Annotated in this window: 27 protein-coding genes; 13 read left to right on the top strand and 14 right to left on the bottom strand. The window is 70.8% G+C overall.

The window, feature by feature from the left end; translation table 11 throughout:
- Nucleotides 1-108: 108 nt before the first annotated feature.
- Entirely contained in the window at nt 109-1,518 is a 1,410-nt protein-coding gene (locus AA23TX_RS07985) for an NYN domain-containing protein (protein ID WP_155541923.1), read from the bottom strand.
- Between the two features lie 96 nt (nt 1,519-1,614).
- On the opposite strand from AA23TX_RS07985, the gene AA23TX_RS07980 reads away from it, so the two are divergent.
- Complete coding sequence (locus tag AA23TX_RS07980; RefSeq protein ID WP_155541922.1) at nt 1,615-3,318, top strand: DEDD exonuclease domain-containing protein; 1,704 nt, start codon at nt 1,615-1,617, stop codon at nt 3,316-3,318.
- A 118-nt stretch (nt 3,319-3,436) separates the two neighbouring features.
- Here AA23TX_RS07980 and AA23TX_RS07975 read toward each other — a convergent pair whose 3' ends face one another.
- A complete protein-coding gene (locus AA23TX_RS07975) occupies nt 3,437-4,342 on the bottom strand; it encodes a MerR family transcriptional regulator (RefSeq protein ID WP_155541921.1) in 906 nt (301 codons plus the stop codon).
- 44 nt (nt 4,343-4,386) lie between these two features.
- On the opposite strand from AA23TX_RS07975, the gene AA23TX_RS07970 reads away from it, so the two are divergent.
- The 3 genes from AA23TX_RS07970 to AA23TX_RS07960 are packed head-to-tail and all read left to right on the top strand — an operon-like array spanning nt 4,387 to nt 5,629.
- Complete coding sequence (locus AA23TX_RS07970) at nt 4,387-5,124, top strand: maleylpyruvate isomerase family mycothiol-dependent enzyme (protein WP_155541920.1); 738 nt, start codon at nt 4,387-4,389, stop codon at nt 5,122-5,124.
- 41 nt (nt 5,125-5,165) lie between these two features.
- Entirely contained in the window at nt 5,166-5,447 is a 282-nt protein-coding gene (locus AA23TX_RS07965; protein WP_155541919.1) for an Lrp/AsnC family transcriptional regulator, read from the top strand.
- Entirely contained in the window at nt 5,444-5,629 is a 186-nt protein-coding gene (locus AA23TX_RS07960) for a YdeI/OmpD-associated family protein (protein ID WP_155541918.1), read from the top strand. Before AA23TX_RS07965 ends, AA23TX_RS07960 begins: the two co-directional genes overlap by 4 nt.
- A 51-nt stretch (nt 5,630-5,680) precedes the next feature.
- On the opposite strand, the gene qcrB is transcribed toward AA23TX_RS07960, so the two are convergent.
- The 4 genes from qcrB to ctaE form a co-directional block, all read right to left on the bottom strand.
- Nucleotides 5,681-7,360, bottom strand: a complete 1,680-nt coding sequence (gene qcrB / locus AA23TX_RS07955) for a cytochrome bc1 complex cytochrome b subunit (RefSeq protein ID WP_155541917.1) — start codon at nt 7,358-7,360, stop codon at nt 5,681-5,683.
- Entirely contained in the window at nt 7,357-8,523 is a 1,167-nt protein-coding gene (gene qcrA, locus AA23TX_RS07950) for a cytochrome bc1 complex Rieske iron-sulfur subunit (protein ID WP_155541916.1), read from the bottom strand. The genes qcrB and qcrA overlap by 4 nt, the downstream gene beginning before the upstream one ends.
- Complete coding sequence (gene qcrC / locus AA23TX_RS07945) at nt 8,520-9,338, bottom strand: cytochrome bc1 complex diheme cytochrome c subunit (RefSeq protein ID WP_155541915.1); 819 nt, start codon at nt 9,336-9,338, stop codon at nt 8,520-8,522. The genes qcrA and qcrC overlap by 4 nt, the downstream gene beginning before the upstream one ends.
- 62 nt (nt 9,339-9,400) lie before the next feature.
- Entirely contained in the window at nt 9,401-10,024 is a 624-nt protein-coding gene (ctaE, locus tag AA23TX_RS07940; protein ID WP_086681061.1) for an aa3-type cytochrome oxidase subunit III, read from the bottom strand.
- A gap of 95 nt (nt 10,025-10,119) precedes the next feature.
- Between ctaE and AA23TX_RS07935 the strand changes: the two genes are divergently transcribed.
- The 3 genes from AA23TX_RS07935 to trpD all read left to right on the top strand — a co-directional run bounded on the left by AA23TX_RS07935 (nt 10,120) and on the right by trpD (nt 12,042).
- On the top strand, nt 10,120-10,533 hold the full coding sequence (locus tag AA23TX_RS07935) for a hypothetical protein (RefSeq protein WP_155541914.1): 414 nt from the start codon (nt 10,120-10,122) through the stop codon (nt 10,531-10,533).
- A gap of 61 nt (nt 10,534-10,594) precedes the next feature.
- Nucleotides 10,595-11,002 (top strand): hypothetical protein, encoded by a 408-nt coding sequence (locus AA23TX_RS07930; RefSeq protein ID WP_155541913.1) that lies wholly within the window; start codon nt 10,595-10,597, stop codon nt 11,000-11,002.
- A 5-nt stretch (nt 11,003-11,007) separates the two neighbouring features.
- Nucleotides 11,008-12,042 carry an anthranilate phosphoribosyltransferase gene (gene trpD / locus AA23TX_RS07925; RefSeq protein WP_155541912.1) on the top strand — a complete coding sequence of 345 codons (1,035 nt, stop codon included), beginning with the start codon at nt 11,008-11,010 and terminating at the stop codon, nt 12,040-12,042.
- A gap of 6 nt (nt 12,043-12,048) precedes the next feature.
- Here trpD and AA23TX_RS07920 read toward each other — a convergent pair whose 3' ends face one another.
- Nucleotides 12,049-13,002: a GlxA family transcriptional regulator gene (locus tag AA23TX_RS07920; RefSeq protein ID WP_155544318.1), complete on the bottom strand. Its 954-nt coding sequence runs from the start codon at nt 13,000-13,002 to the stop codon at nt 12,049-12,051.
- 83 nt (nt 13,003-13,085) lie between these two features.
- Here AA23TX_RS07920 and AA23TX_RS07915 point away from each other — a divergent pair, with 83 nt between their 5' ends.
- Complete coding sequence (locus AA23TX_RS07915) at nt 13,086-14,018, top strand: DMT family transporter (RefSeq protein WP_155541911.1); 933 nt, start codon at nt 13,086-13,088, stop codon at nt 14,016-14,018.
- Here the strand turns inward: AA23TX_RS07915 and AA23TX_RS07910 are convergent.
- Both AA23TX_RS07910 and ctaC read right to left on the bottom strand, forming a co-directional pair.
- A complete protein-coding gene (locus AA23TX_RS07910; RefSeq protein WP_155541910.1) occupies nt 13,966-14,391 on the bottom strand; it encodes a cytochrome c oxidase subunit 4 in 426 nt (141 codons plus the stop codon). The two genes, AA23TX_RS07915 and AA23TX_RS07910, sit on opposite strands and share 53 nt — an antisense overlap.
- 20 nt (nt 14,392-14,411) lie before the next feature.
- Nucleotides 14,412-15,356, bottom strand: a complete 945-nt coding sequence (gene ctaC / locus AA23TX_RS07905; protein ID WP_196425219.1) for an aa3-type cytochrome oxidase subunit II — start codon at nt 15,354-15,356, stop codon at nt 14,412-14,414.
- 184 nt (nt 15,357-15,540) lie between these two features.
- Here ctaC and asnB point away from each other — a divergent pair, with 184 nt between their 5' ends.
- The gene (gene asnB, locus AA23TX_RS07900) at nt 15,541-17,475 is read left to right on the top strand and encodes an asparagine synthase (glutamine-hydrolyzing) (protein WP_155541908.1); all 1,935 of its coding nucleotides are present in this window, start codon (nt 15,541-15,543) and stop codon (nt 17,473-17,475) included.
- Nucleotides 17,476-17,544: 69 nt separating this feature from the next.
- On the opposite strand, the gene AA23TX_RS07895 is transcribed toward asnB, so the two are convergent.
- The gene (locus AA23TX_RS07895; RefSeq protein ID WP_155541907.1) at nt 17,545-18,534 is read right to left on the bottom strand and encodes a carbohydrate kinase family protein; all 990 of its coding nucleotides are present in this window, start codon (nt 18,532-18,534) and stop codon (nt 17,545-17,547) included.
- Between the two features lie 149 nt (nt 18,535-18,683).
- Here AA23TX_RS07895 and AA23TX_RS49540 point away from each other — a divergent pair, with 149 nt between their 5' ends.
- Nucleotides 18,684-18,854, top strand: coding sequence for a hypothetical protein (locus AA23TX_RS49540; protein ID WP_196425218.1), 171 nt, complete (start codon nt 18,684-18,686; stop codon nt 18,852-18,854).
- Between the two features lie 80 nt (nt 18,855-18,934).
- Here AA23TX_RS49540 and AA23TX_RS07890 read toward each other — a convergent pair whose 3' ends face one another.
- Nucleotides 18,935-19,312 (bottom strand): HesB/IscA family protein, encoded by a 378-nt coding sequence (locus AA23TX_RS07890; protein WP_155541906.1) that lies wholly within the window; start codon nt 19,310-19,312, stop codon nt 18,935-18,937.
- 146 nt (nt 19,313-19,458) lie between these two features.
- Between AA23TX_RS07890 and AA23TX_RS07885 the strand changes: the two genes are divergently transcribed.
- From AA23TX_RS07885 to AA23TX_RS07875, 3 genes are all read left to right on the top strand, one after another.
- Entirely contained in the window at nt 19,459-20,106 is a 648-nt protein-coding gene (locus AA23TX_RS07885; protein WP_155541905.1) for a DUF3043 domain-containing protein, read from the top strand.
- Between the two features lie 443 nt (nt 20,107-20,549).
- Nucleotides 20,550-20,768, top strand: coding sequence for a hypothetical protein (locus tag AA23TX_RS07880; RefSeq protein WP_230862392.1), 219 nt, complete (start codon nt 20,550-20,552; stop codon nt 20,766-20,768).
- A 59-nt stretch (nt 20,769-20,827) separates the two neighbouring features.
- A complete protein-coding gene (locus tag AA23TX_RS07875) occupies nt 20,828-21,817 on the top strand; it encodes an aldo/keto reductase family protein (protein WP_155541904.1) in 990 nt (329 codons plus the stop codon).
- Here the strand turns inward: AA23TX_RS07875 and AA23TX_RS07870 are convergent.
- The 3 genes from AA23TX_RS07870 to AA23TX_RS07860 are packed head-to-tail and all read right to left on the bottom strand — an operon-like array spanning nt 21,814 to nt 23,607.
- A complete protein-coding gene (locus tag AA23TX_RS07870) occupies nt 21,814-22,026 on the bottom strand; it encodes a hypothetical protein (RefSeq protein ID WP_155541903.1) in 213 nt (70 codons plus the stop codon). The genes AA23TX_RS07875 and AA23TX_RS07870 overlap by 4 nt on opposite strands.
- A complete protein-coding gene (locus tag AA23TX_RS07865; protein ID WP_155541902.1) occupies nt 22,019-22,861 on the bottom strand; it encodes a phosphoribosylaminoimidazolesuccinocarboxamide synthase in 843 nt (280 codons plus the stop codon). Before AA23TX_RS07865 ends, AA23TX_RS07870 begins: the two co-directional genes overlap by 8 nt.
- Nucleotides 22,858-23,607 carry a GntR family transcriptional regulator gene (locus AA23TX_RS07860; RefSeq protein ID WP_155541901.1) on the bottom strand — a complete coding sequence of 250 codons (750 nt, stop codon included), beginning with the start codon at nt 23,605-23,607 and terminating at the stop codon, nt 22,858-22,860. Before AA23TX_RS07860 ends, AA23TX_RS07865 begins: the two co-directional genes overlap by 4 nt.
- Between the last annotated feature and the right edge of the window lie 131 nt (nt 23,608-23,738).

The raw sequence follows: 23,738 nt of genomic DNA, 5'->3' as shown, positions 1-23,738 counted from the left end.
GCTCCTCCTCACGCCGGGACTGACTGAGGAGCACGGTAGGCGCCACCACCGACAATTTCCGTCGACCGGCCTCGGAAGAGGCGGCTGACCTGCACTTCGGCCGGCTGGTCAGACCCGCGACAAGCGGCTCACCAGCACCGCGGACGGCGTCGGGTGGGCGCCGCCGCCGCGCACGGAGTCCGCCACCGCGCGGTCGGACGTCGCCACGACCATCGGCCGGCCCGCGGGCTCGGCCGCGACGAGGTTGCGGATCACGTCGTCGGCCAGCACCCCGCGGTCGGAGAACAGCACCCGCACCCCACGCGGCACCGAGGCCGGGACCGACAGCACGCCCGCGCCGTCGAACACGACCGTCACCTCGGCCGACGTGCGCGCGGCCAGCGCGGACAACTGGTGGATCAGGCGGTCGCGCTGGTCGGCCAGCGCCAGCTCGGGGTAGCCCGTCTTGGTGACGTTGTAGCCGTCGACGATCAGGTGCACGTTCGGCAGCGCCAGGTAGCGGTCCAACGTGGACACGTCGGCGATCTTGCCGCCCTGGCCGGTGCCGGTGCTGGCGCCGCGGACCATGTCGGCGGGCCGCGCCCCGCGGGCGCCGAGGGCGAGCTCGCGGCGCAGGCCGGTGACCGCGCCGTCGATGGTGTCGATGAGCAGCGCCAGCCGCACCTCGTCGGCCTCGCGGGCCTCGCGGGCGGACTGGCGGGCGATTTCGGCGTCGCCCACCGCGCGTTCGGCGCGGGCGCGTTCGGTGGCGACGCGCTGGCGTTCGCGCTGGAGCTGGGCGGTGAGGGCGGCGATCTCCTCGGCGCGCGCGGCGGACCCGCGCGCCGTCTCGGCGGCCGCCGCTTCGGCCGCGTCCTTGGCCTGGCGGAGCTGGACGCCTTGCTCGCGAAGGCGTTTCAAAAGCTTCTCGACTTCGCCCTCGCGCTCGCCTCGCGCGCCTTCAGCGGCTTTTTTGGCCTCGGCGAGCTCGACGCGCAGCTGCGTGAGCTCGGCTTCGAGGCGCTGGCTGCGGGCCAGCGCGGCGTCACGTTCGGCGCGCAGCGAGTTTTCCTCGGCGTTCTTGGCGACGAGCCGGACCCGCCCCGCGGCACCGGACTCGCCGAGCAGCACGGCGGCGGCCGCCGCGGCGACCGAATCGGCGGCGTTGGGGTCGAGCGCGTCGGTGCGGTGCTCGCGCAGCCATTCGATGACCGCGGTCCGGAACTGGGCCGACTCGCCGAGCGCGGTGAGCAGGGCGGCACCGCCGAGCTTGGCCCGCTTGGCCGGGGCGAACTTGGCGACGGGCCGCAGCTGGCGGGGCACGTCCGTGGCGGGCAGCTTCGCGACGGCGGCGGCCGAGAGCTCGGCGATCCGGTCGCGGACGGGCTCGGGCAGCGCCGGCCAGGTGGCCGGATCCGGCCGCCCGGCCTGGTCGGCGGGCTCCCCGGCGGGGTCGTCGGCCCGCTCCGGCCGCGCGGCGACACCCGACGGACCGGCGGGGTCCTCGGGCGGCTCCGGCACGAGCGGCTGCGGGTGCATCGGTCCAGGGTAGGCCCCGCCCCGGAATCACGCGCCGCACGGCACACGGACCGGGCGCGACCGAAAACTGTCGGTGGTCGCCTCTAGGCTCCGCACATGCGTTCGATCCAGGCACAGCTCGCGTTCGACGAGCTCGGAACTCCCTTGCGGGACACGACTTTCGTGGTGTTCGACCTCGAGACGACCGGGGCCGCGCCGGGGCCGTCGGGCATCACCGAGATCGGCGCGGTGAAGGTGCGCGCGGGCGAGGTGCTGGGCGAGTTCGCGACGCTCGTCAACCCCGGGATGGCGATCCCGCCGCAGATCGTGTCGCTGACGGGCATCACGCAGGCGATGGTCTACGACGCGCCGCCGATCGAGGAGGTGCTGCCGGCGTTCCTGGAGTTCATCGGCGGTTCGGTGCTGGTGGCGCACAACTCGGGGTTCGACACGTCCCACATGCGGGCGGCGTGCGAAGGACACGGCTACGTCTGGCCCAAGCTGACGGTCGTCTGCACGGTCCGGCTGGCCCGGCGGGTGGTGCCGCGCGACGAGGTGGGCCGTTACAACCTGACCGCGCTGGCGCTGCTGTTCGGGGCGCGGACGCGACCGACGCACCGGGCGCTCGACGACGCGCGCGCGACGGTCGACGTGCTGCACGGGCTGCTGGAGCGCGTCGGCAACCTGGGCGTCCATTCGCTCGAAGAGCTGATGAGCTACCTGCCCGAGGTCACGGTGGCGCAGCGGGCGAAGCGGCACCTGGCGGCGGACCTGCCGTCGGCGCCGGGCGTCTACCTCTTCAAGGGCCCGAAGGAGGAGGTCCTGTACGTCGGCACGGCGAAGGACCTGCGGCGGCGCGTGCGGTCGTACTTCACGGGTTCGGAGGGCCGGAGCCGGATCCGCGAGATGGTCGCGCTGGCCGAGCGCGTCGACCACGTGGTGTGCGCGCACGCGCTGGAGGCGGAGGTGCGCGAGCTGCGGCTGATCGCGGCGCACCGGCCCGCGTACAACCGGCGGTCGAAGAACCGGCACCAGGGCTGGTGGGTCGGGCTGACGGAGGAGGCGTTCCCGCGGCTGTCGGTGGTCCGGCTGCCGCGGCCGGGGGTGCTGGGCCCGTTCCGCAACCAGGCGGACGCCCGCGCGACCGCCGACACCTTGGCCGGGGCGTCGGGGCTGCGGACGTGCACCCAGCGGATCTCACCGCGGACGGCGAACGGGACCCCGTGCGTGCTGGCGGAGCTGGGGCGCTGCGGAGCGCCGTGCGCGGGACGGCAGAGCGTGGAGGCGTACGTCCCGGCGGTGGAGTCGGTGTCGGGGCTGATCGCGGGACTCGACGGCCGCCCCCTGCACGTGGCGGCGGCCCAGGTCGAGCGGCTGGCGGAGGCCCGCCACTTCGAGCAGGCGGCCCGCCACCGCGACGAGCTGGCGGGACTGATCCGGGCACTGGGCCGCGCCCACCGCCAGACGGCGCTGGCATCGATCGCGGAGCTGATCGCGGCGGCCCCGGATGGCAACGGGGGCTGGGAGCTGTCGGTGATCCGCTACGGCCGCCTGGCCTCGGCGGGCGTGGCCCGGCGCGGGGTGCCGCCGATGCCGGTGGTGGAGGCGCTGGTGGCCTCGGCGGAGACGGTGCTGCCGGACCCGGGCCCGTTGAACGGCGCACCACCGGAGGAGGTGGGGGTGCTGTTGCGCTGGCTGGCCCGCCCGGGGGTGCGCTTGGTGCGGACGACCAGGCCATGGGCCGAGCCGGCGGCGGTGGCCGGGTGGCGGGGATGGCTGGACCTGGTCTCGACGGCACATTCCCTGGAGCACGTGGGGTGAGGCGGACAGGCTTTGGCAGGCGGGCCGGGGTGGCCCCGGTCCGGCTTCGGTGCCCTTCAGCCCGGCCGGGAACCCTGCGCTGGGCTCGCCGAAACAAACCGGCCCGGCCCTTCCAGGCTCAAGCCACCGACCGGTCCAAAGCGTCCAGCAACCACGTGTGCGTGACCCCCATCGGCGCCGGCTCCCCCGTGACCTCCCCCGCCAGCCGCCAATACCGCCGCACCCGCGGATCCCGGTCCGGCGCCGTCCGGCAGTTCAACGCCCGGCGAAACTCCGGGGTGTCCCCCGCCCCCACTGCCGCCGCGTGCGCCGCCACGAACCGGTCCAACGCCGCCCCCGGCCCCGGCGCCGCTCCCGCGGCCACCGGCTCGAAAGCCAGCGAGCACGCCGCCGCCACCTCCGCGTGGAGCGCGCCCAGGTCCGCTATCCGCTCGTGGCCCAGCAGCGTGCTCGCCCGGACGTGGCCGGCCAGCGTCCGGTCCGCCGCCAGCACCACCAGCGACGCGTACGCCACCACCTGCGCCGTCGACGGCTGCTCCGGCGGCCTCGGCGCGCTGATGTCCAGGAACATGCGGGCCGTGTCCGGCGGGATCGGGCCCGTTGTCATCGGGTGCCACAGGCGGACCAGCGCCTCGTGCGCCGAGAACCCGTCCCGCACCGCCGACAGCAGCTCCAGCCGGGCCGCCCGGTCCGCCGGCGAAGACTCCTCCACCGCGCGCAGCACCGAACGCCGCCAGGCCAGCGTCGCCACCTCGCGGTCCAGCGCCGCGCGCTCGGAAGCCACCGCCTCGTCCAGCGAACGAGCGCCGGTCAGGACGTCGGTGATCGAACGCAGCCCCAACCCGAGCCCACGCAGCCGCCGGACCAGGTTCAGGCGGTCGATCGCCGCCCCGTCGAAGCGGCGGTGGCCGCCGACGCTGCGCGCGGGCTCCAGCAGCCCTTCGTCGCAGTAGAAACGGATCGTGCGGACGGGCACCCCCGTCCGCCGGGCGAGGTCGCCGATCCCGAGTGTGTCTTCGGTCACCTTCGGTCGAACCTCCAGCCGGGTGGAATTCCTACGGTACGGCCATGGACACCACCAGCCTCGCCGAGGCACTGCACGCCCGCACCGCCGCGTTCGCGGAGACCGTCACCGGCGCCGACCCCGACGCCCGCGTCCCCACCTGCCCGGACTGGCCGCTGCGGGTGCTCGTCGGTCACATCGGCCAGGCCCACCGCTGGGCCGCCGACGTCGTCCGGTCCGGCCCGTCGCCGGTCCCCGACCCGCTCGACGCCGACCCCGGTGCCCCCGCGACCTGGGCCGACTGGCTCCGCCAAGGCGCCGAGGACCTCGCCAAGACAGCCCTGGACGCGGGCGAAACGCCGGTCTGGACGTTCTTCGGCCCGCAACCGGCGAGGTTCTGGCTGCGCCGGATGCTCCACGACACCACGATCCACCACGCCGACGCGGCCCTGACCACGGGAACCGCCATCGAAGTGGCCCCTGACCTCGCGACGGACGCGATCAGCGAGTGGCTCGAAATGCTGTCCAACCCCATCACGGCGAGCCTCCGGCCGGACTTCGCCGAGCTGTGCGGCACCGGCCAGACCCTCCAGCTCCGCCCGGACCAGAACCAGGCCTGGCTGGTCACCCGTGCACCCGACGGCATCCGATGGGCCCGCGAGACGAAAGCGGCCGACGTCACCCTGGCCGGCCCCGTCCAGGACCTGCTGCTCGTCCTCACCCGGCGCCGGCCCGCCGAAGACGTCACCATCACCGGTGACCGCGCCCTGGCTGACCATTGGCTGGCGCACACCGCGGCCTAGGATCGCGGGCGACACCCGCAGACGAGTCTTGGAGGACCCAGGTGATCACCGCGATCGTGCTGATCCAGGTTGAGGCGGACGCGATCCCGGACGCGGCGCAGGCGATCGCCGACATCGACGGCGTCGGCGAGGTCTACTCGTGCGCCGGCGACGTCGACCTCATCGCGACCGTCCAGGTGTCCGCGCACGAGGAGCTGGCCGACCTCATCCCCGGCCGGATCGGGAAGGTCCCGGGGGTGCTCGACACCGTCACGCACATCGCGTTCCGGTCGTACTCCCGCGCCGACACCGAGCAGGCCTTCGCGATCGGCGCCGAGGATTGACCGACGTCCCCGACGAGCTGGCCGCCGCGCTCGCCGCGGCGCCGGACGCGGCCGCGCGTTTCGAGGCCCTGCCGCCCTCACACCGGCGCGAGTACGTCCGGTGGGTGGCGGAGGCCAAGAAGCCCGCGACGCGCGTCTCACGGGCGGAGAAGACCGTCGCACGGCTGCGCGGCGAAGCCTGAAACGAACGAAGGCCACCTCCCGCGGGAGGTGGCCTTCGTCGTGCTGGGGAGCTAGTGGTCCGAGCCCTTGGCGGCCTCGGCCGTCTCGATCTCGCCCGGCTCGCCCTGGGTGATCGAGTGGCCGTTGCCGTGCCCGTTCCCGTGACCGTGGGCCCGCTGCAGCGCGACGGTCTCCTCGGCCGGGTCCGGCGACCAGAACGTGCCCGGCACGGCCTGACCGGCCGAGCCCAGCTTGTTCATCTTCTTCGGCACCGACGCGCCCTGGTACTCGAGCGGGACCGCGTGGCCGTGGCTGTCGACGCCGGCGAGCGGCTGGTGGATTTCGATGAACTCACCGTGCGGCAGCCGCTTGATGATGCCCGTCTCGACGCCGTGCTCCAGCACCTCGCGGTCGGCCCGCTGCAGACCCAGGCAGAGCCGGTAGGTCAGGTAGTAGGCGATCGGCGGCACGATGAGCACGCCGATGCGGCCCGCCCACGTCGTCGCGTTCAGCGAGATGTCGAAGCTGTCGGCGATGATGTCGTTGAAGCCCGACAGCTCGATGACCAGGAAGAAGCCCAGCGCCATCGCGCCCAGCGCCGTGCGGACCGGGGCGTCCCGGGGCCGCTGGAGCAGGTTGTGGTGCGCGGTGTCCTTGGACAGCTTGCGCTCGAGGAACGGGTAGGCCAGCAGCAGGCCGATCAGGACCGGCATGCCGATCGCGCCGGGGAAGAACACCGCCGGGATCGTGTAGTTCCCGAGGTAGACCTCCCACGCCGGCCAGATCCGGAGCATGCCGTCGGCCCAGGCCATGTACCAGTCCGGCTGCGAGCCCGCCGACACCTGCGCCGGGTTGTACGGGCCGAAGTTCCACACCGGGTTGATCTGGAACAACCCCGACATCAACGCCAGCACCCCGACGACCAGGGTGAAGAACGCCCCGCCCTTCAACGCGAAGTACGGCATGATCCGCACACCGACGACGTTGGTCTCCTTGCGCCGCACCCCCGGGAACTGGGTGTGCTTCTGATACCACACCAGCGCCAGGTGCGCCCCGACCAGGGCGAGCATGATGCCCGGCAGCAGCAGGATGTGCAGCGTGTACAACCGCGGGATGATCTGATCGCCCGGGAACTCCCCACCGAAGAGCGCCCAGTGGATCCAGGTACCGATCACCGGCACCGACAACACGATCCCCGACAACGTCGCCCGGATACCGGTACCCGAGAGCAGGTCGTCCGGCAGCGAATACCCGAAGAAACCCTCGAAACACCCGAGGATCAGCAGCAGCCCGCCGATCACCCAGTTGGCCTCACGCGGGCGCCGGAACGCGCCGGTGAAGAAGATCCGCAGCATGTGCACGGCCATCGACGCCACGAAGATCAGCGCCGCCCAGTGGTGCAGCTGCCGCATGAACAACCCACCGCGAACGTCGAACGAGAGGTCCAGGGTGGTGCGGAAGGCCTGCGACATCTCCAGGCCCTGCATGTTCTTGAAGCTGCCGTGGTAGACGACCTCCTGCATCGAGGGGTCGAAGAACAGCGTCAGGTACACCCCGGTCAGCAACAGGATGATGAAGCTGTAGAGCGCGATCTCGCCCAGCAGGAACGACCAGTGGGTCGGGAACACCTTGTTCAGCTGGTGCCGCAGGCCCTTGGCCGCGTGGTACCGCTGGTCGGCGTTGTCCGCGGCGTCGGCCAGTGCCTTTTCGACCGGGCTCGACCCCTTGGTCGGCGTGGTGAGTGAACTCATGACTTACGCTCCCAAAAGGCCGGACCGATGGCCTCGATGAAGTCGCCTCGCGCGATCAAGTATCCCTCTTCGTCCACCGTGATCGGTAGCTGGGCCAGCGGACGGGTCGCCGGGCCGAAAATCGGCTTCGCGTAGTGGAGGGCGTCGAACTGCGACTGGTGGCACGGGCACAGGATCCGGTTGGTCCGCTGCTCGTACAGGGAGGTCGGGCAGCCGACGTGGCTGCAGATCTTCGTGTACGCGTAGAGGTCGCCGAAGTTGAAGTCCTCCTGGCCGGCCCGCTTGACCACCTTGGCGGCGTCGGTCGGGCGCAGGCGGATCAGCATGACCGGGTTGTCGATCCGGGTCAGCGCGGCCGCCAGTGCCTCGGCGTCGTTCCGCTCGGACTCGCGGAACGGGAACACGGTCTCCATCGCGCCGGCGTCGAGGTCCTCGGCCTTGAGCAGGGGGACCTCGGTCTCCTTGCCGTGCTCGACCTCGATGGGCTTGCCGGTGTCGCGGCGCAGGTAGACCTTCTCGCCGGGGTAGTTCGGCAGCCAGCCGGTGTGCCAGAGCGACGCCCGGTTGTCGGTGTCCTTCCACGGGTCCTTGATGAAGGACGCGAGCGGCAGCGCCGCGGCCGCGAGGCCCAGTGCGCCGGCCCCGGCGATCGCCGTGCGCTTGACCAGCGACCGGCGCGCGATGGTGCTGCGGCTCCCGGCGTCGGCCAGGTGGGCGATGATCGTGGCGCGGTCGACCTCGGCCGACCCCTTTCCGTCGCCGTCGTGGCGCTCCTGCACCGCGACCTCGGCGGGCACGAACTTCTTCGTGTACAGGATCACGCCGATGCCGAGACCGAGGATGGCCAGGCCGAGCGTGAGACCGAGCATCGGGGTGTACAGGCTGTACCAGAAGTGGGCGCTCTCGTTGTCCGGCGCCTCGTACTGCCACGGCCACCAGATGAGCGAGACGACGAACGCGATCCCGGCCAGCGCGGACAGGGCGAACCAGAACGCCACCAGGCGCTCGGCCCGCTTCTCCGCGCGGGTGCCCTCCACGGGCCACGGGGTCGGGTACTCGACGATCTCGACCCCGTCGAGCGCGCCGCCCAGCTTGACCAGCTGGTCGCGGTCCATCTCCGCCAGCTCCGCCTCCGTCGGCGGCTTAGGCCCCTCGGCACTCATGCCTTCGATCCAATCCACAACGTCGCGCCGATCAGCGCGGCGATCCCGACGATGAAGGCGATCACGCCCTCGGAAGCGGGGCCGACCCCGCCGAGGCCGTTACCACCCGGGTTGTTGTTGCCGTCGGACACCGACTTCACGTAGGCGACGATGTCCTTCTTCTCCTCCGGCGACAGCTGCCGGTCGGAGAACTTCGGCATGTTCTGCGGCCCGGTGAGCATGGCCGTGTAGATCTGCTCTTCGCTGGCCGGGTCCAGGTTCGGCGCGTACTTGCCGGCGGACAGCGCGCCGCCGCGGCCGGTGAAGTTGTGGCACGACGCGCAGTTGAGGCGGAACAGCTCGCCACCGCGGGCCGGGTCGGAGCCGCGCAGCGCCTCGCCCTTCTCCGCCGGGCGCTGGGCGCCGCCGCCGTGCGCCTGGATGTAAGCGCCGACCGCGTCGATCTCGGCCTCGGTCAGCTTCGGCGGCTTCCGCTCGATCTGCGCCTCCTGGCGCGCGGCGGGCATGCGGCCGGAAGAAGTCTGGAAGTACACCGCGGCGTCGCCGATGCCGATCAGGCTCGGCCCGCGGTCCTGCACGCCCTCGAGGTTCGCGCCGTGGCACGCGATGCAGGTGTTGTTGTAGACCTGCTCGCCGAGGCGCAGCTGCGCCGGCGTGCCCTGGGCCTGCGCGGTCTGCGGCTCCGGGGCGAACACGGCGTACAGGGCGCCGGCGCCCACCAGCGCGATACCGAGCGCGAGCAGGCCGGCGAACCGCCTCCGCAGCTTCGACCGCGCGCGGTAGCGGCGCTCCGACGTTTTCGTGCTGGTGGTCATCTTGCGGCAACCCTTGCTGTCAGTTCAGGCCGATGGTGAAGGTGGTGGCGGCTGAGGCGGATCTACGGAAGGAGGTAGATCACACCGAAGAGGCCGACCCACACGATGTCGACGAAGTGCCAGTAGTAGGACACGACGATCGCCGACGTGGCCTGGGCGGGCGTGAACTTGCTCAGTTTCGTGCGGATGAGCAGGTACACGAAGGCGATGAGCCCGCCGATGACGTGCAGGCCGTGGAACCCGGTCGCGAGGTAGAAGACCGTGCCGAACGGGCCGGACGGGATCGTCATCCCCTCTTCGACCAGGTTGTGGTACTCGTTGGCCTGGCCGCCGACGAAGATCGCGCCCATGATCAACGTGATGATGTACCAGCGGCGCAGGCCGTAGACGTCACCGCGCTCGGCGGCGAACACGCCGAACTGGCAGGTCAGCGAGGACAGCACGAGGATCACCGTGAACGGGATCGCGTACGCCACGTTGAGGTGGAACTCCTCGCCGTGCAACGGCGGCGGCCACTGGCCGGAAGAGTTCTGCGCCTTGACGGTGAAGAACATCGCGAACAGTCCGGCGAAGAACATCAGCTCGCTGGACAGCCACACGATGGTGCCGACACTGACCATGTTCGGCCGGTTCAGCGAGTGGACCCGCTGACTGATGGTGGGAGCTGCCGTTGTCACGCGTCGCATTATGTCCTCTCGCACCACCGCTCCGCCGGGTGGGTCCACGGCGAGCCGCCTGCGTAACCGATCACAGTGAACGCCCGGGAAGGTGAGAGCTACTCATGGGTTTGGTGAACCGCCTGCTCAACCTGGTCAAGAAGCGCGAAACCCCCGGTCTGACGCCTGATGCGCCCGGTCTGGAGATCGTCGCCGAGGCCTTCGACCCGGCGGTCGCGGACTCCGCCGTGCTCGCCGGTTCACCCGCCTGGGTCAGCACGGCACCGGCCGTTCTGCGGCACCACCTGCTCCTGCCGCCGGACCGGGTCGCCGAAGCGGCGTCGATCCTCGCGCAGGACGGCTATGACCTGCGAGAAGAGTCACCTTCGGGGGAGCTGACGCGGGTGCTCGCGGTCCGCGTCCAGGTGCTCGACGCGCTGCACTGCGCCCAGGAACGGTCCCGGATGGCGGGTCTGGCCCAGCGGCTGGGCGGCGACGCCCTGGGCTGGGACGCGCAACAGCCGGAGGCGCCCGCGTGATGTCGGTCTCGGCCGATACGATCGTGGCGGACGTGTGGTTAGCGAGACGGAGGCGTGCCTGATGGGCGAGTCGATGCGGGTCCTGGTGTTCAGCCACAAGGCGGAGGTGCGCGAAGCGATCGTGAACGCGGTCGGGCGCCGTCCGGCGGCGGACCTGGCGCGCGTGGACTACATCGAGGCCGCCGGGATCGCGGACGTGCTGTCCGAGGTGGACGCGGGGAACGTCGACCTGGCGATCCTCGACGGTGAGGCGCAGCCGACCGGCGGCATCGGCCTGTGCCGGCAGCTCAAGAGCGAGATCGCCGACTGTCCCCCGATCGTGGTCGCGGTGCGGCGCCGGGACGACCGGTGGCTGGCGACGTGGTCGCAGGCGGACGCCGTGCTGGTGCACCCGCTGGACCCGCTGACCGCCGCGGAGACCGTCGCCGACGTGCTGCGCGCGCGACGGGTCCCCGTCGTGAACGGCTGAGCCCGGTGACCACCCCGGTCCCCCGCACCTGGCCGCCGCTGCTCAAGCAGCTCGTCGCACGCGTCGACCTGTCCGAGGAGGACACGGCGTGGGCGATGGACCAGATCATGAGCGGCGCGGCGAGCCCGGCCCGGATCGCCGGGTTCGCGGTGGCGCTGCGCGCGAAGGGCGAGACGCCGTCGGAGATCGCGGGCATGGCGGCGACGATGCTGGCGCACGCCCGGCGGGTCGAGCTGGACCGCCCGGCGGTCGACATCGTCGGCACCGGTGGCGACGGCTCGAACTCGGTGAACATCTCGACGATGGCGACGATCGTCACGGCGGCGGCCGGCGCCCCGGTGGCCAAGCACGGCAACCGCAGCGCGTCGTCGAAGTCCGGTGCGGCGGACGTGCTGGAGGCGCTCGGCGTCACGATTTCGCTGCCCCCGGAGGACGTCCAGCGGAGCCTCACCGAGGTCGGCGTGGGGTTCTTCCTGGCGTCGGCGTTCCACCCCGCCCTGCGGCACGCGGGCCCGGTCCGCGGCGAGCTCGGCATCCCGACGACGTTCAACCTGCTGGGGCCGCTGACCAACCCGGCCCAGCCGGGCAGCGCGCTGATCGGCTGCGCGTACGAGGACAAGACGCACGTGCTGGCGGAGGTGTTCGCCCGCCGGGGAACCCGTGCCCTGATCGTCCGCGGCGACGACGGCCTGGACGAGATCACCACGACGACGACCTCGTCGGTGTGGGTGGTGTCGGACGGCACGGTGACTTCGCGCTCGCTGGACCCGGCGGAGCTGGGTGTCCCGCGCGCCACGGCGGAGGATCTGCGCGGTGGCGACGCGGCGTCGAACGCCCAGGTGGTCCGCGAGCTGGTGGGCGGCAAGCCCGGGCCGGTGCGGGACGCGGTCCTGATCAACGCGGCCGCGGCTCTGGCGGTGTTCACCGGGTTCTCGGAATCCCTCGAGGACGATCTGCGTGCCGGGCTGGCGAAGGCGGCCGAGGCCATCGATTCCGGGGCCGCGGCCGCGCTCTTGGACCGCTGGATCGCCTTCGGCTGAGGCTCGTCAGCCGCGGAAGGCCGTGCGGTACGACGTCGGGCTCGTCCCCCGCAGCCGGCTGAACTGGTGCCGGAGCGCCGCCGCCGAGGCGTACCCGCACGCCGTCGCGATGTCCTCCACCGACAGGCGGCCCTCCTCCAGCAACGCCTGGGCCCGGTCCAGCCGCCGCTCGGTCAGCCACCGGTGCGGTGTCGTCCCCGTGGCGGCCGAGAACCGGCGCAGGAACGTCCGCTCCCCCAGCCCGCTCCGCCGGGCCAGCTCGGCCACCGTGAACGGCTGGTCCAGCCGCCGCTCGACCCACTCCAGTGCCTCCGCCACCACCGAGTCGTCCGGGGCGGACGGCACCGGCGCCTGGACGAACTGGGCCTGCCCGCCGGCCCGGAACGGCGCCGCCACCATCCGGCGGGCCAGCGTCGTCGCCGCCGTCACGCCGCGCAGCCGCCGGACCAGGTGCAGGCACAGGTCCACCGCCGCCACCGTGCCCGCGCTCGTCAACACCCCGCCGTCGTCCGCGTACAGCGCCTGCGTGTCCACGGACGCCGCCGGGAACCGGGCGCGGAACTCCGCCTCGTACACCCAGTGGACCGTGCAGCGCCGTCCGTCGAGCAGGCCCGCGTAGCCCAGCGTGAACACGCCCGCGCAGAACCCCGCCACCCACGCGCCCCGCGCCGCCGCGTCGCGCAGGACGTCCAGCACCGGCGACGGCGGTGGCGCCGTCCGGGGTGCGCACGTCGGCACGATCAGCAGGTCCGCCGACGCCGCGAAGTCCAGGTCGTGCAGCCCGGTCAGCCCGAAGCCCGACCAGCTGGCCACCGGCTCGCCCGCGGGCGAGCAGACCCCGAAGTCCCAGCCTTCGATGCCGTCGGCGCTGCGGTCGGTGCCGAAGACCTCGCACGCGACACCCAGCTCGAACGGCGAAACGTGGTCCGCGAGCACCACCGCGACCCGGTTGACGTCCATGCCGGCCAGCATGTCACAAGTTTTGCGGCCGTTGTCATCTCTGACACTGGTCGCGCCCGAGCAAGCGGACGAACCTGAACGCCATGACGAACTCCGAAACCCGCCCGCTGCTCCAGTGGTCCGCGGCGATGGCGATGTCCGGCACGATCGGCGCCGTCGTCCTCGAGAGCGGCGCGGCCGCCCCGGCCGTGGCCTTCGCCCGCTGCTTCGTCGGCGGGACGCTGCTGGTGCTCTGGTGCCTCGCCCGCGGCTGGCTGCCCGCCTGGCGGCCCTCGAAGCGCGACCTCGGGCTGGCCGTCCTCGGCGGGCTGTTCCTGGTCGGCAACTGGGTGCTGCTGTTCGCGTCCTACGCGCTGTCGTCGATCTCGGTCAGCACGGTCGTCTACCACACCCAGCCGCTCATCCTGGTCGGCCTGGCGGCGGCGTTCCTCGGCGAAAAGGTCGCCAAGAGCCACCTGGTCCGAGCCGCGATCGCGTTCGGCGGCGTGACGCTCATCTCACTGTCCGCGCACGGCGAGGACGGCAAGCCCGTCCAGCTCGCCGGGATCGGGCTGGCGCTCGGCGCAGCCGTGCTCTACGCCGGTGCGTCCTTCGTCGCGAAGCAGCTGAAGCACATCCGCCCGCACCTGCTCGCGGCCGTGCAGACGACGGTCGGCGCGGTCCTGCTGGCACCCGTCCTGCTGGTCACGCCGTTGCCGACGGCGCCGCGTGAGCTGCTCTGGCTGGTGTTGCTGGGCACCGTCCACACCGCGCTGATGTACGTGCTGATGTACGCGAGCATCGGCAAGCTGCCGACCACGACGGTGGCACTGCTGTCCTACCTGTACCCGGTGGTCGCGGTGCTGGTGGACGTCGCCTTCTACGGCCACCGCCCGACCTGGCCGGAGGCACTGGGCATGCTCGCAGTACTGGCCGCCGCGCTGAGTCCTCAGCGGGGCGGCCAGTCGGCGAAGAACGCTCAGGTCAGTCGTGCGACGGACCCGTGTGGTACTCGAACACCAGCCCGCCGATCGTGATGAGCAGCGCGACGAGCGCGATCACGAGCAGCCAGATGTGGAAGAACGCCAGCGCCAGCGCGGCGAGCGCCGCGGTGGCCGCCATGGAGACCGGCCAGTAGCTGCCCGGGCTGAAGAAGCCCAGCTCGCCGGCGCCGTCGCTGATCTCGGCGTCCTCGCGGTCTTCCGGCCGCGGCTCGATGCGCCGGGAGACGAACTGCATGTAGCTGCCCGCGAGGAACGCGAGCCCACCGGTCAGGATCAGCGAGACGATGCCCACCGGCTCGGGCTTGCCTCCGAAGCGGGGGTCCAGCACGGCCCACGTCCAGTACACACCGGCCATGATCACGGCGAAGACTGCCACGATGAAGAAGATGCGCGCTTCGACCTTCATGGGTCTTTCCTACTCCTGGCTCAGTTGGACGCGGTCCGCGCCGTGCGGTCGGTGTTGAACGGCTGGGTGGTGACCGCGTGCGGGGTGCACAGCTCGCCGCAGTTCATCTTCTTGAGGGCTTCGGACGCGGTGAAGGTCTGGCCGGTGGCCGGGTTCACCTGCTTGCGCAGCGCGATGTACGCGTCGTACTTGTCCGGCGACAGCGCGCGGACCTCGAAGTTCATCACCGAGTGGTACGTGCCGCACAGCTCCGCGCACCGGCCGACGAAGGAGCCTTCGCGGTCGATCGTGTTCTGGAAGGAGCTGTCCTGGTTGTTCTTGTCCGGGTTCGGGAAGACGTCCCGCTTGAAGTGGAACTCGGGCACCCAGAAGGAGTGGATGACGTCGGTGGAGAGCAGGTCGTACTGGATGACCTTGCCGACCGGGAGCACCAGCAGCGGGATCTCACCGGACGAGCCGACCGTGCTGACCTGGCCGCTGCCGTCGGGCTTCGCCGCGTTGGCGTCCTCGTACTTGAACTCCCAGTTCCACTGGAAGGCCACGACCTGGACCTTGACGTCCGGGTTCGGGATCTTGTCCAGGACCTTCGACTCCGTCGTCGCGGTGAAGAAGAACAGGACGCAGACCATGATCGTCGGGACGACGACCGTGAACAGCTCGAGCGGGATGTTGTACTGGAACTGCCGGGGCAGCTCCTCCGGCTCGCCGTCGACCGTCTTCTTCTTGCGGTGGAACGTCGCGGTCCAGAAGATCAGGGCCCACACGATGGCGCCGACGACCAGCGCGGCCACCACGGTCCAGGTCCACAGCGTGCGCATCTCGTCGGCCTGGCGCGTGACGCCCACCGGCCAGCCGAACCGCAGGATCTCGTCGCCGGAGCAGCCCGTCGCGGTCAGCGCGACCAGCACGGCCAGCGCGGCTACGCGCACGGTCCGCTTCCCCAGGGTGCGCTTGGGTTGTCCCACTGCGCCTCGCCCTTTCACCCAGAGCCTCCTACGACAGATCTTTGTGACAGGCCGGAGCCTAGCCGAGTTCACGCTCCACGCTGACCAAGGGGTAACCCATGACGCGCGTGGTACTCGCCACGGCCTGCCCGGCATACTGGGCGCTCCCCAGCCCCACGAAGACCCTGAAGGTGTGTGAGTACCCGTGTGCGGCCTGCTTGGACTGATCTGCGCGACCGAGACCGGCGCCGCGAACGCGCGTGACGCCGTCGGCGCGGCCATGCGCTGCCAGCGCCACCGCGGCCCCGACGAGCAGGACACGTGGGCCGACGCCGAGGTCGTCTACGGCTTCAACCGGCTCGCCTTCATCGACGTCGAGCACGCCCACCAGCCGCTGGTCTGGGGGCCGCCGGAGGCGCCGGGCCGCTACACGATGAACTTCAACGGCGAGATCTACAACTACCTGGAGCTGCGCGCCGAGCTGGCCGAGCAGCACGGCGCGAAGTTCGAGACCGAGGGCGACGGCGAGGCCATCGTCGCCGGCTTCCACTACCTCGGCGCCGACTGGGTGAAGCGCCTGCGCGGCATGTTCGCCTTCATGATCTGGGACTCCCAGGAGAAGCGCGTCTTCGGTGCGCGCGACCCGTTCGGGATCAAGCCGCTCTTCTACTCGGCCGGCCCGGGCGGGGTGGCGTTCTCCAGCGAGAAGAAGAGCCTGCTGGAGCTGTCGGACACCCTCGGCGTCGCGCAGGAGCTGGACCGGAAGGCGCTGCAGCACTACCTGGTCCTGCAGTACGTACCCGAGCCCGAGTCGCTGCACACCGCGATCCGCCGCGTCGAGTCCGGGACGTCGTTCGAGGTGGTCCCGGGCGGTGAGGTGAAGTTCACCCGCTACTTCCACCCGCAGTTCGCGACGAAGCCGGTCAACGGGCCGGCCGAGGCCGAGGAGCTGTACCAGCGCATCGCCGATGTGATGCGCGACTCGGTCGGCAAGCACATGATCTCCGACCCCGACGTCACCGTGGGCGCGTTCCTGTCGGGCGGCATCGACTCCACGGCCACCGCCACGCTGGCCAAGGAGCACAACCCGAACCTGATCGCGTTCACCACCGGGTTCGAGCGCGAGGGCTACTCCGAGGTCGACGTCGCCGCCGAGTCGGCCGCCGCGATCGGCGTGAAGCACGTGGTCCGCACGGTGTCGGCGGACGAGATGATGGAGGCCCTGCCGCTCATCGTCTGGTACCTCGACGACCCGGTGGCCGACCCGGCGCTGGTCCCGCTGTGGTTCATCGCGCGCGAGGCCCGCAAGCACGTCAAGGCGGTGCTGTCCGGCGAAGGCGCGGACGAGCTGTTCGGCGGCTACACGATCTACAACGAGCCGATCTCGCTGGCGCCGTTCGAGAAGATCCCGGGCGGCATGCGGAAGCTCATCGGCAAGGTGTCGACGAAGATCCCCGAGGGCACCCGCGGCAAGGACCTGCTGCGCCGCGGCGCGCTGCCGCTGGAGGACCGCTACTACGGCAACGCCCGCAACTTCCGGGACGACCAGCTGCGCAACGTGCTGAAGAGCTACCAGGAAGGCGTCGGCTTCAAGGACGTCACGGCGCCCTGGTACGACGTCTCGCGCGGCTGGGACCCGGTGGCGCGGATGCAGCACGTCGACCTCTACACCTGGCTGCGCGGCGACATCCTGGTCAAGGCCGACAAGGTGACGATGGCGAACTCGCTGGAGCTGCGGGTGCCGTTCCTCGACGCCGAGGTGTTCAAGGTCGCGGCCTCGATCCCGCTGGACCAGAAGCTGGCGCACGGCACGACGAAGTACGCGCTGCGCCAGGCCCTGGCCAAGATCATCCCGGCGCACGTGCTGAACCGCCGCAAGCTCGGGTTCCCGGTGCCGATCCGGCTGTGGCTGCGCAACGAGATGTACGACTGGGCGAAGGGGATCATCAACGATTCACGCGCCGAGGAGCTGCTGGACAAGAAGGCGATCCTGGCCCTGCTGGAGGAGCACAAGGCGGGGCAGCTCGACCGCAGCCGCCAGCTGTGGGCGCTGATCGTGTTCATGCTGTGGCACGGCATCTTCGTCGAGCACCGCATCAAGCCCGAGATCCCGGAGCCGGTGTACCCGGTCAAGCTCTGATCTCTGCCGCGGCCGGTCGTGAGTGAGAAACAGGGTTAGAACACTGTTTCTCACTCACGACCACGGGGGTCAGGCGGGCAGGACCACCGAGATCTCCTCCGCCGCGTCCGGGCCGAACGCGTCGCCGATGCGGGCCAGCGCGTCCGTGCGGTCGAACGTCCACTCCTGGGTGCCGACCGTCTCCAGGACCAGCACCGCGATCAGCGAGCCGAGCTGGGCCGCGCGCTCGACGTTCAGGCCGCCGTCGAGACCGGCCAGGAAGCCCGCGCGGAAGCCGTCGCCGACGCCCGTCGGGTCGGCCTTCGCGCGCTCGGGGACCGCGCCGATCTGCAGGGCGACGAAGTCCTTGCCGACGATCTCGACGCCCTTCTCCCCCAGCGTCGTGATCCGCAGGCCGACCTGGTCGAGCACGTCGGCCTCGGTCCAGCCGGTCTTCTGGAGCAGCAGCTCCCACTCGTAGTCGTTGCTGAACAGGTACTTCGCGCCGGCCACGAACGCGCGGGCCTGCTCGCCGGTCATGCGGGCCAGCTGCTGCGACGGGTCCACGGCGAACTCGTACCCGCGCTGACGGCACTCTTCGGCGTGGCGGACCATGCCCTCCGGGTCGTCCGGGCTGATCAGCACCAGGCTGAGCGCGCCGGCGCGCTCGGCGATGGGCTGGAGCTCGATGTTGCGGGACTCGGCCATCGCGCCGGCGTAGAACGTCGCGATCTGGCAGAGGTCCTCGTCGGTCGTGCAGACGAACCGCGCGGTGTGCGCGACCTCCGAGACGTGCACACCGGACGTGTCGACGCCGTGCCGCTCCAGCCAGGAGCGGTAGTCGGCGAAGTCCGCGCCCACCGCGCCCACGAGCACCGGCTGCACGCCGAGCACCCCGAGACCGAAGGCGATGTTCGCGCCGATGCCGCCGCGCCGGACCACGAGGTCGTCGGCGAGGAAGCTCAGCGAGACCCGGTGCAGCTGCTCGGCGACCAGCTGCTCCGCGAACCTGCCCGGGAAATGCATGAGGTGGTCGGTCGCGATACTGCCGGACACCGCGATCCTGGCTTTGGCTGCCACCGGCTGCTCCTTATGTGGTCGACCTCACGGCAAAAGGCACGAAGTTACCCCCGGGTCATGACCCAACCGGGTAGTCCGCGCACGCCCAACCGACACTACCGGCTGGTACTCCTTCTCCAGTCGAGAGCGGATCAATAGCGTTACGAATCGTGAACGCCCTCACCGAACCCGAGACCCTGTCCGAGCTGATCGCCGACTGCGCGCTCATCCCGGCGACGCTCCAGGCGGAGGACCTCCCGCTGCCCCGAGTCACGGCCAAGCCGTGGCAGGTCGACGAGGCGTGCCACGCCCAGGTCGCGGAGCTCGACGCCTACGTGTAGGCCCGCAGCGACGAAAAAGGCCCCGCCCTCCGCACGGAGGTCGGGGCCTTCTTCGTGGCCGTCTTGCGCGACGCTGTGACTCAGTGGAACGAGTCGCCGCAGGCGCAGGAGCCGGTGGCGTTCGGGTTGTCGATCGTGAAGCCCTGCTTCTCGATCGTGTCCACGAAGTCGATGACGGCTTCCGACACGTACGGCGCGCTCATCCGGTCGACGGCGACCTTGAGGCCGTCGAAGTCGCGGAACAGGTCGCCGTCGAGCGAACGCTCGTCGAAGAACAGCTGGTAGCGCAGGCCCGCGCAGCCACCGGGCTGGACGGCGATGCGCAGGTGCATGTCGTCGCGGCCCTCCTGCTCGAGCAGGGCCCTCGCCTTGGAAGCCGCGGCGTCGGTCAGCGTGACGCCGTGGGTTTCTTCGGTGGTCTCGGCCTGCGTCGCGCCGGCGTGCTCAGCGGTCGTCATGGCACTCCCTCTAAGTTCGAACTCACTGCGGATAGTCCTCGTGCTGACGTCTTCAACACCCGGAGCGTCCGTTCTGTTCCCCCACCATGGTCGCACATCGATCGACCTGGTGAACGGCGGCGTGACGCCTGCAATACCCTGGTGAGGTGAGGTTCCTGCGCCGAAGCACCACAGACACCGCCGCCGAAGAGCCGGAGGCCGCGGAAGCCGTCGACGTCAACGGCAAGTCGTACACGCCCGGTAAGGGCAAGGCTACGCCGAAGCGCCGAGACGCGGAGGCGAAGCGGCGCGGCCCGGTGGCGCCGCCGCCCACCTCCATGCGCGAGGCGATGAAGCGCAACAAGGAACTGCGCAAGTCGAACCCCCAGACCAAGGAAGACCGCCGCGCGGCGGCCAAGCTCCGCCGCGACCGCATGATGGCGGGCGACGACAAGTACCTGCTCCCGCGCGACCGCGGGCCGGTGAAGGCGTACGTCCGCGACCTGGTCGACACGCGGCGCAACCTGCTGGGCCTGTTCATGCCGCTGGCGATCCTGGTGTTCCTGGCGCTGCTGGTGCCGCTGCCCCAGGTCCAGTCGTACATCACGCTGCTGTGCACGGCGATGCTGCTGGTGATGGCGATCGAGGGCTTCGTGAACGGACGCAAGATCGCGAAGCTGGCGCGGGAGAAGTTCCCGAAGGAGCCGATCGCGGGCCGCTCGATCGGCTGGTACGCGTTCGTCCGGGCGTCGCAGATCCGGCGGCTGCGGGTGCCGAAGCCGCGGTTGAAGCCCGGGGACCCGATCCCGAACTGAGCTGGTTTCGAACTGAGCTGTTTTCGAGAAGGCGGGTGGAGCGAGCCTCCACCCGCCTTCTTGCTGTCCGAAGCGATCCGCGCGAGCAGACGACCCGGCGCGCCGCGCATCCGCGGACCACAGCGCCCGCACGACACAGGGCGCGTTAAACTTCGTTTCGACGTGTCCGGAAGGGTGTCACCGAGCAGGTGACGAAGCTCCTTTCACAGGGAGTTTCGCGCTGGCTAGGGCGGCTATGGGGCCGAGACGTGTCCGTGTTGGCAACAACACGATGCGCGCTCTGCCTGGCTGCACTGTGTGACATGCAGCCACTCCGGGGCCAGGGCGCCGGGCGTGGCGCGACATTGGCAGGCTCGAATGAGCCGGCCGAAGCTGAAGTGGCAACACCACCCTTGACCGGCTGGTGGGGACGCCCCGGGACTCGTCAGCGGTGAGGGCTGCTCGTGTCGTTCGAAGTCGTCCTGTCCCGGGTCGCCGGCATGTCCGCGGCGAGCCTCTGGGCCATCGCCGCCATCCTGGTCATCGTCTTCCTCGGCGCCTGGCTGATCTACCGCCTCCACCTCGCGAAGCGCAAGGACGGCGAGCGGTTCCGCCTCAAGCTGCCGTTCTTCGAGATCGAGACCGGCCCACCAGCGGACACCAAGGACGAACAGCCCAAGTGAAGCTGGAGTCACTCCAGGGTCGTTAGCAAAGCAAACGATTACCGCCTAAACTCCCACCCATGGAGTTTCGTCGTCTCGGCCGCAGCGGCCTCAACGTCAGTGAGATCTCGTACGGGAACTGGCTCACCCATGGTTCCCAGGTCGAGGAGGACCAGGCGCACGCCTGCATCAAAGCCGCCCTCGACGCGGGCATAACCACGTTCGATACAGCCGACGTCTACGCCAACACCGCCGCCGAATCGGTGCTGGGCCGCGGTCTGAAGGGGCAGCGGCGGGAAAGCCTGGAGATCTTCACCAAGGTCTTCTGGCCCACCGGCCCCAAGGGCCCCAACGACAAGGGCCTGTCCCGCAAGCACATCATGGAGTCGGCCCACGCGTCCCTGCAGCGGCTCGGCACCGACTACCTCGACCTCTACCAGGCGCACCGGTTCGACCGGACCGTCCCGCTCGAAGAGACGATGCTCGCCTTCGCCGACCTCGTCCGCCAGGGCAAGGTGCTCTACGTCGGCGTCTCCGAGTGGACCGGCGAGCAGATCAGCCGCGGTGCCGCCCTCGCGCGGGAGCTGAAGGTCCCGCTCGTCTCGAACCAGCCGCAGTACAACATGCTCTGGCGCGTCATCGAGGACCAGGTCATCCCCGCTTCGGAGCGTGAGGGCCTGAGCCAGATCGTCTGGTCGCCGATCGCGCAGGGCGTCCTCACCGGCAAGTACAAGCCCGGCGCCGACTACCCCGCCGGCTCGCGCGCCACCGACGAGAAGGGCGGTGCCAACATGGTCGCCCGCTTCCTCGACGAGAACGTCCTCAAACGCGTCGCCGAGCTGGAGCCGCTCGCCAAGCAGGCCGACCTGAGCCTCGCTCAGCTGGCCGTCGCGTGGGTGCTGCAGAACCCGAACGTCGCCTCGGCGATCATCGGGGCTTCGCGCCCGGAGCAGGTGCACGAGAACGTCAAGGCCGCCGGCAAGAAGCTCGACGCCGACCTGCTGACCGCCATCGACGACGTCCTCGGCGACGTCGTCGAGCGCGACGCGAGCCTGACCAGGAGCCCCTAATCCTGGTTGATCCGGCCCTGGAACGGCACGCCGAGGTCGAGCGCGTCTTCCGGGGCCATCCGGGGCTCCAGCCCGAACCCGCGCAGGAGGCGGCTGGCACCCGCCAGCCGGTCGCCTCCGCGCCCGGGCACGCGCTCGGGGGCGAACCCGCGCTCGGTCAGCAACGTCTCGACGTCGTCGATCAGCCGGTACGGGTCACACTCACCCACGAACCCAGGTCTTCCCCGTGATCCGCTCGTAGACCTCGGTGTAGCGCTGCCGCGTCTGCTCGACGATCTCCGCCGGGATCTCGGGCCCGGGCGGGGTCTGGTCCCAGCCCGTCGAACGCGACCAGTCCCGCACGAACTGCTTGTCGAACGCGTGCTGCGGACGGCCCGGCTCCCACTCGTCGGCGGGCCAGAATCGCGACGAGTCCGAGGTCAGGACCTCGTCGCCGAGGGTCAGCGTGCCGTCGGCGTCGAAACCGAACTCCAGCTTCGTGTCCGCGATGATCACGCCCTGCTTCGCGGCGTGCTCCGCGCCCTTCGTGTAGATCTCCAGCGTCAGCTCGCGAAGCCGCTTCGCGGTGTCTTCGCCGATCTCGTTCAGCACCTCGTCGAAGGTCATGAACTCGTCGTGGCCGGTGTCGGAGATCTTCGTCGTCGGCGTGAAGATCGGCTCCGGCAGCTTGTCGCCCTCGACCAGGCCCGGCGGGAGCGCGACGCCGGAGATCTTGCCGTCGCGCTGGTACTCGCGCAGGCCGAGGCCGGCGAGGTGGCCGCGCGCGATGCACTCGACCTGGACCATCTTCAGCGGCTTGCACCGCATCGCGCGGCCGGCGAACTCTTCGGGGACGTCCGTCGTCGAGACGACGTGGTTCGGGACCACACCGGACATCCGCTCGAACCACCACGCGGACAGCTGGTTGAGCAGCGCGCCCTTGTCCGGGATCGGCGTCGGCAGCGAGACGTCGTAGACCGAGACCCGGTCGGACGCGACGAGCAGGATGTCCCCGCCGTCGAGTTCGTACAGGTCGCGGACCTTGCCCGCGTGGATGTGCTTCATTCGCCGTCCTCAGTCGTGTACTCGTAGAAAACCCAGTGGTCGGGCAAGGCGGCGGACTCACCGTACTCGACGACCGTCCCGTCGGCCGCCAGGAAGGTGCTCCGGCCCAGCAGCACCGGCGAACCGGCCGGCAGCCCCAGTTCGGCCGCCTCCTCCTCGCTCGCGCGGCCCGCCGCGTGCCTTTCCTGCGTCGTCGCGATCTTCGTGCCGAGCCGCGCGGCCGCGTGGGCCGAGGTGCCCTCGACGATCCGCTCGGGGACCAGCAGCGCCGGCGCCTTGGCCGACAGCGTGCCGTCGAACCACGACGTCGACGTCGACAGCGGCCGCGAGTCCGGCCCGTAGGTGGTACGCCGCCGCCGGATCGCCGGAGCGCCCTCCTCCAGGCCCAGCGCGGCCGCGGCGCGTTCGGGCGCCTGCTCGAGGCCGGCCGACCGGATCACGGCGTAGTGGCCGGGCGGGTAGATCCGGCCCGTCCGCGTCGAAGCGGCGTTGCGGTCGCGGGCGGTGCGGTGCAGGCCGCCGCGGTCGACGACCGTACCGACGCCGCGCACGGGGCGCACGAGCCCTTGCGAGCGCAGCGTGGCCAGGACCTTGGTGGCCGTCGCCATGGCGACGGCCCAGGTGCGCGCGATCTCGCGGGCGGACGGCACCGCGTCGCCCTCCTGCAGCCGGCCGGACAGGATGTCTTCCCGGATCCGGCCCGCGATCTGCAGGTACGGCGGCTCAGGACGGTCGAGGGTGGGCAAGGCGGCTCCTCACGCCGGAAATCACGCACAAGTGTTCTAGCACGCCGGAGTGTGTCCCACAAAGGCCTGTTCAGAACCACCCAGGTGTACTAGTACACATGCTGGACTGCGCTCTAGTGCGCAAGTTACCC

Origin of the sequence: Amycolatopsis camponoti, assembly GCF_902497555.1 — a bacterium.
Taxonomy (GTDB): Bacteria; Actinomycetota; Actinomycetes; order Mycobacteriales; family Pseudonocardiaceae; genus Amycolatopsis; species Amycolatopsis camponoti.
The sequence above is the reverse complement of the archived record's forward strand: the minus strand, read 5'-3'. Positions and strand labels throughout refer to the sequence as shown.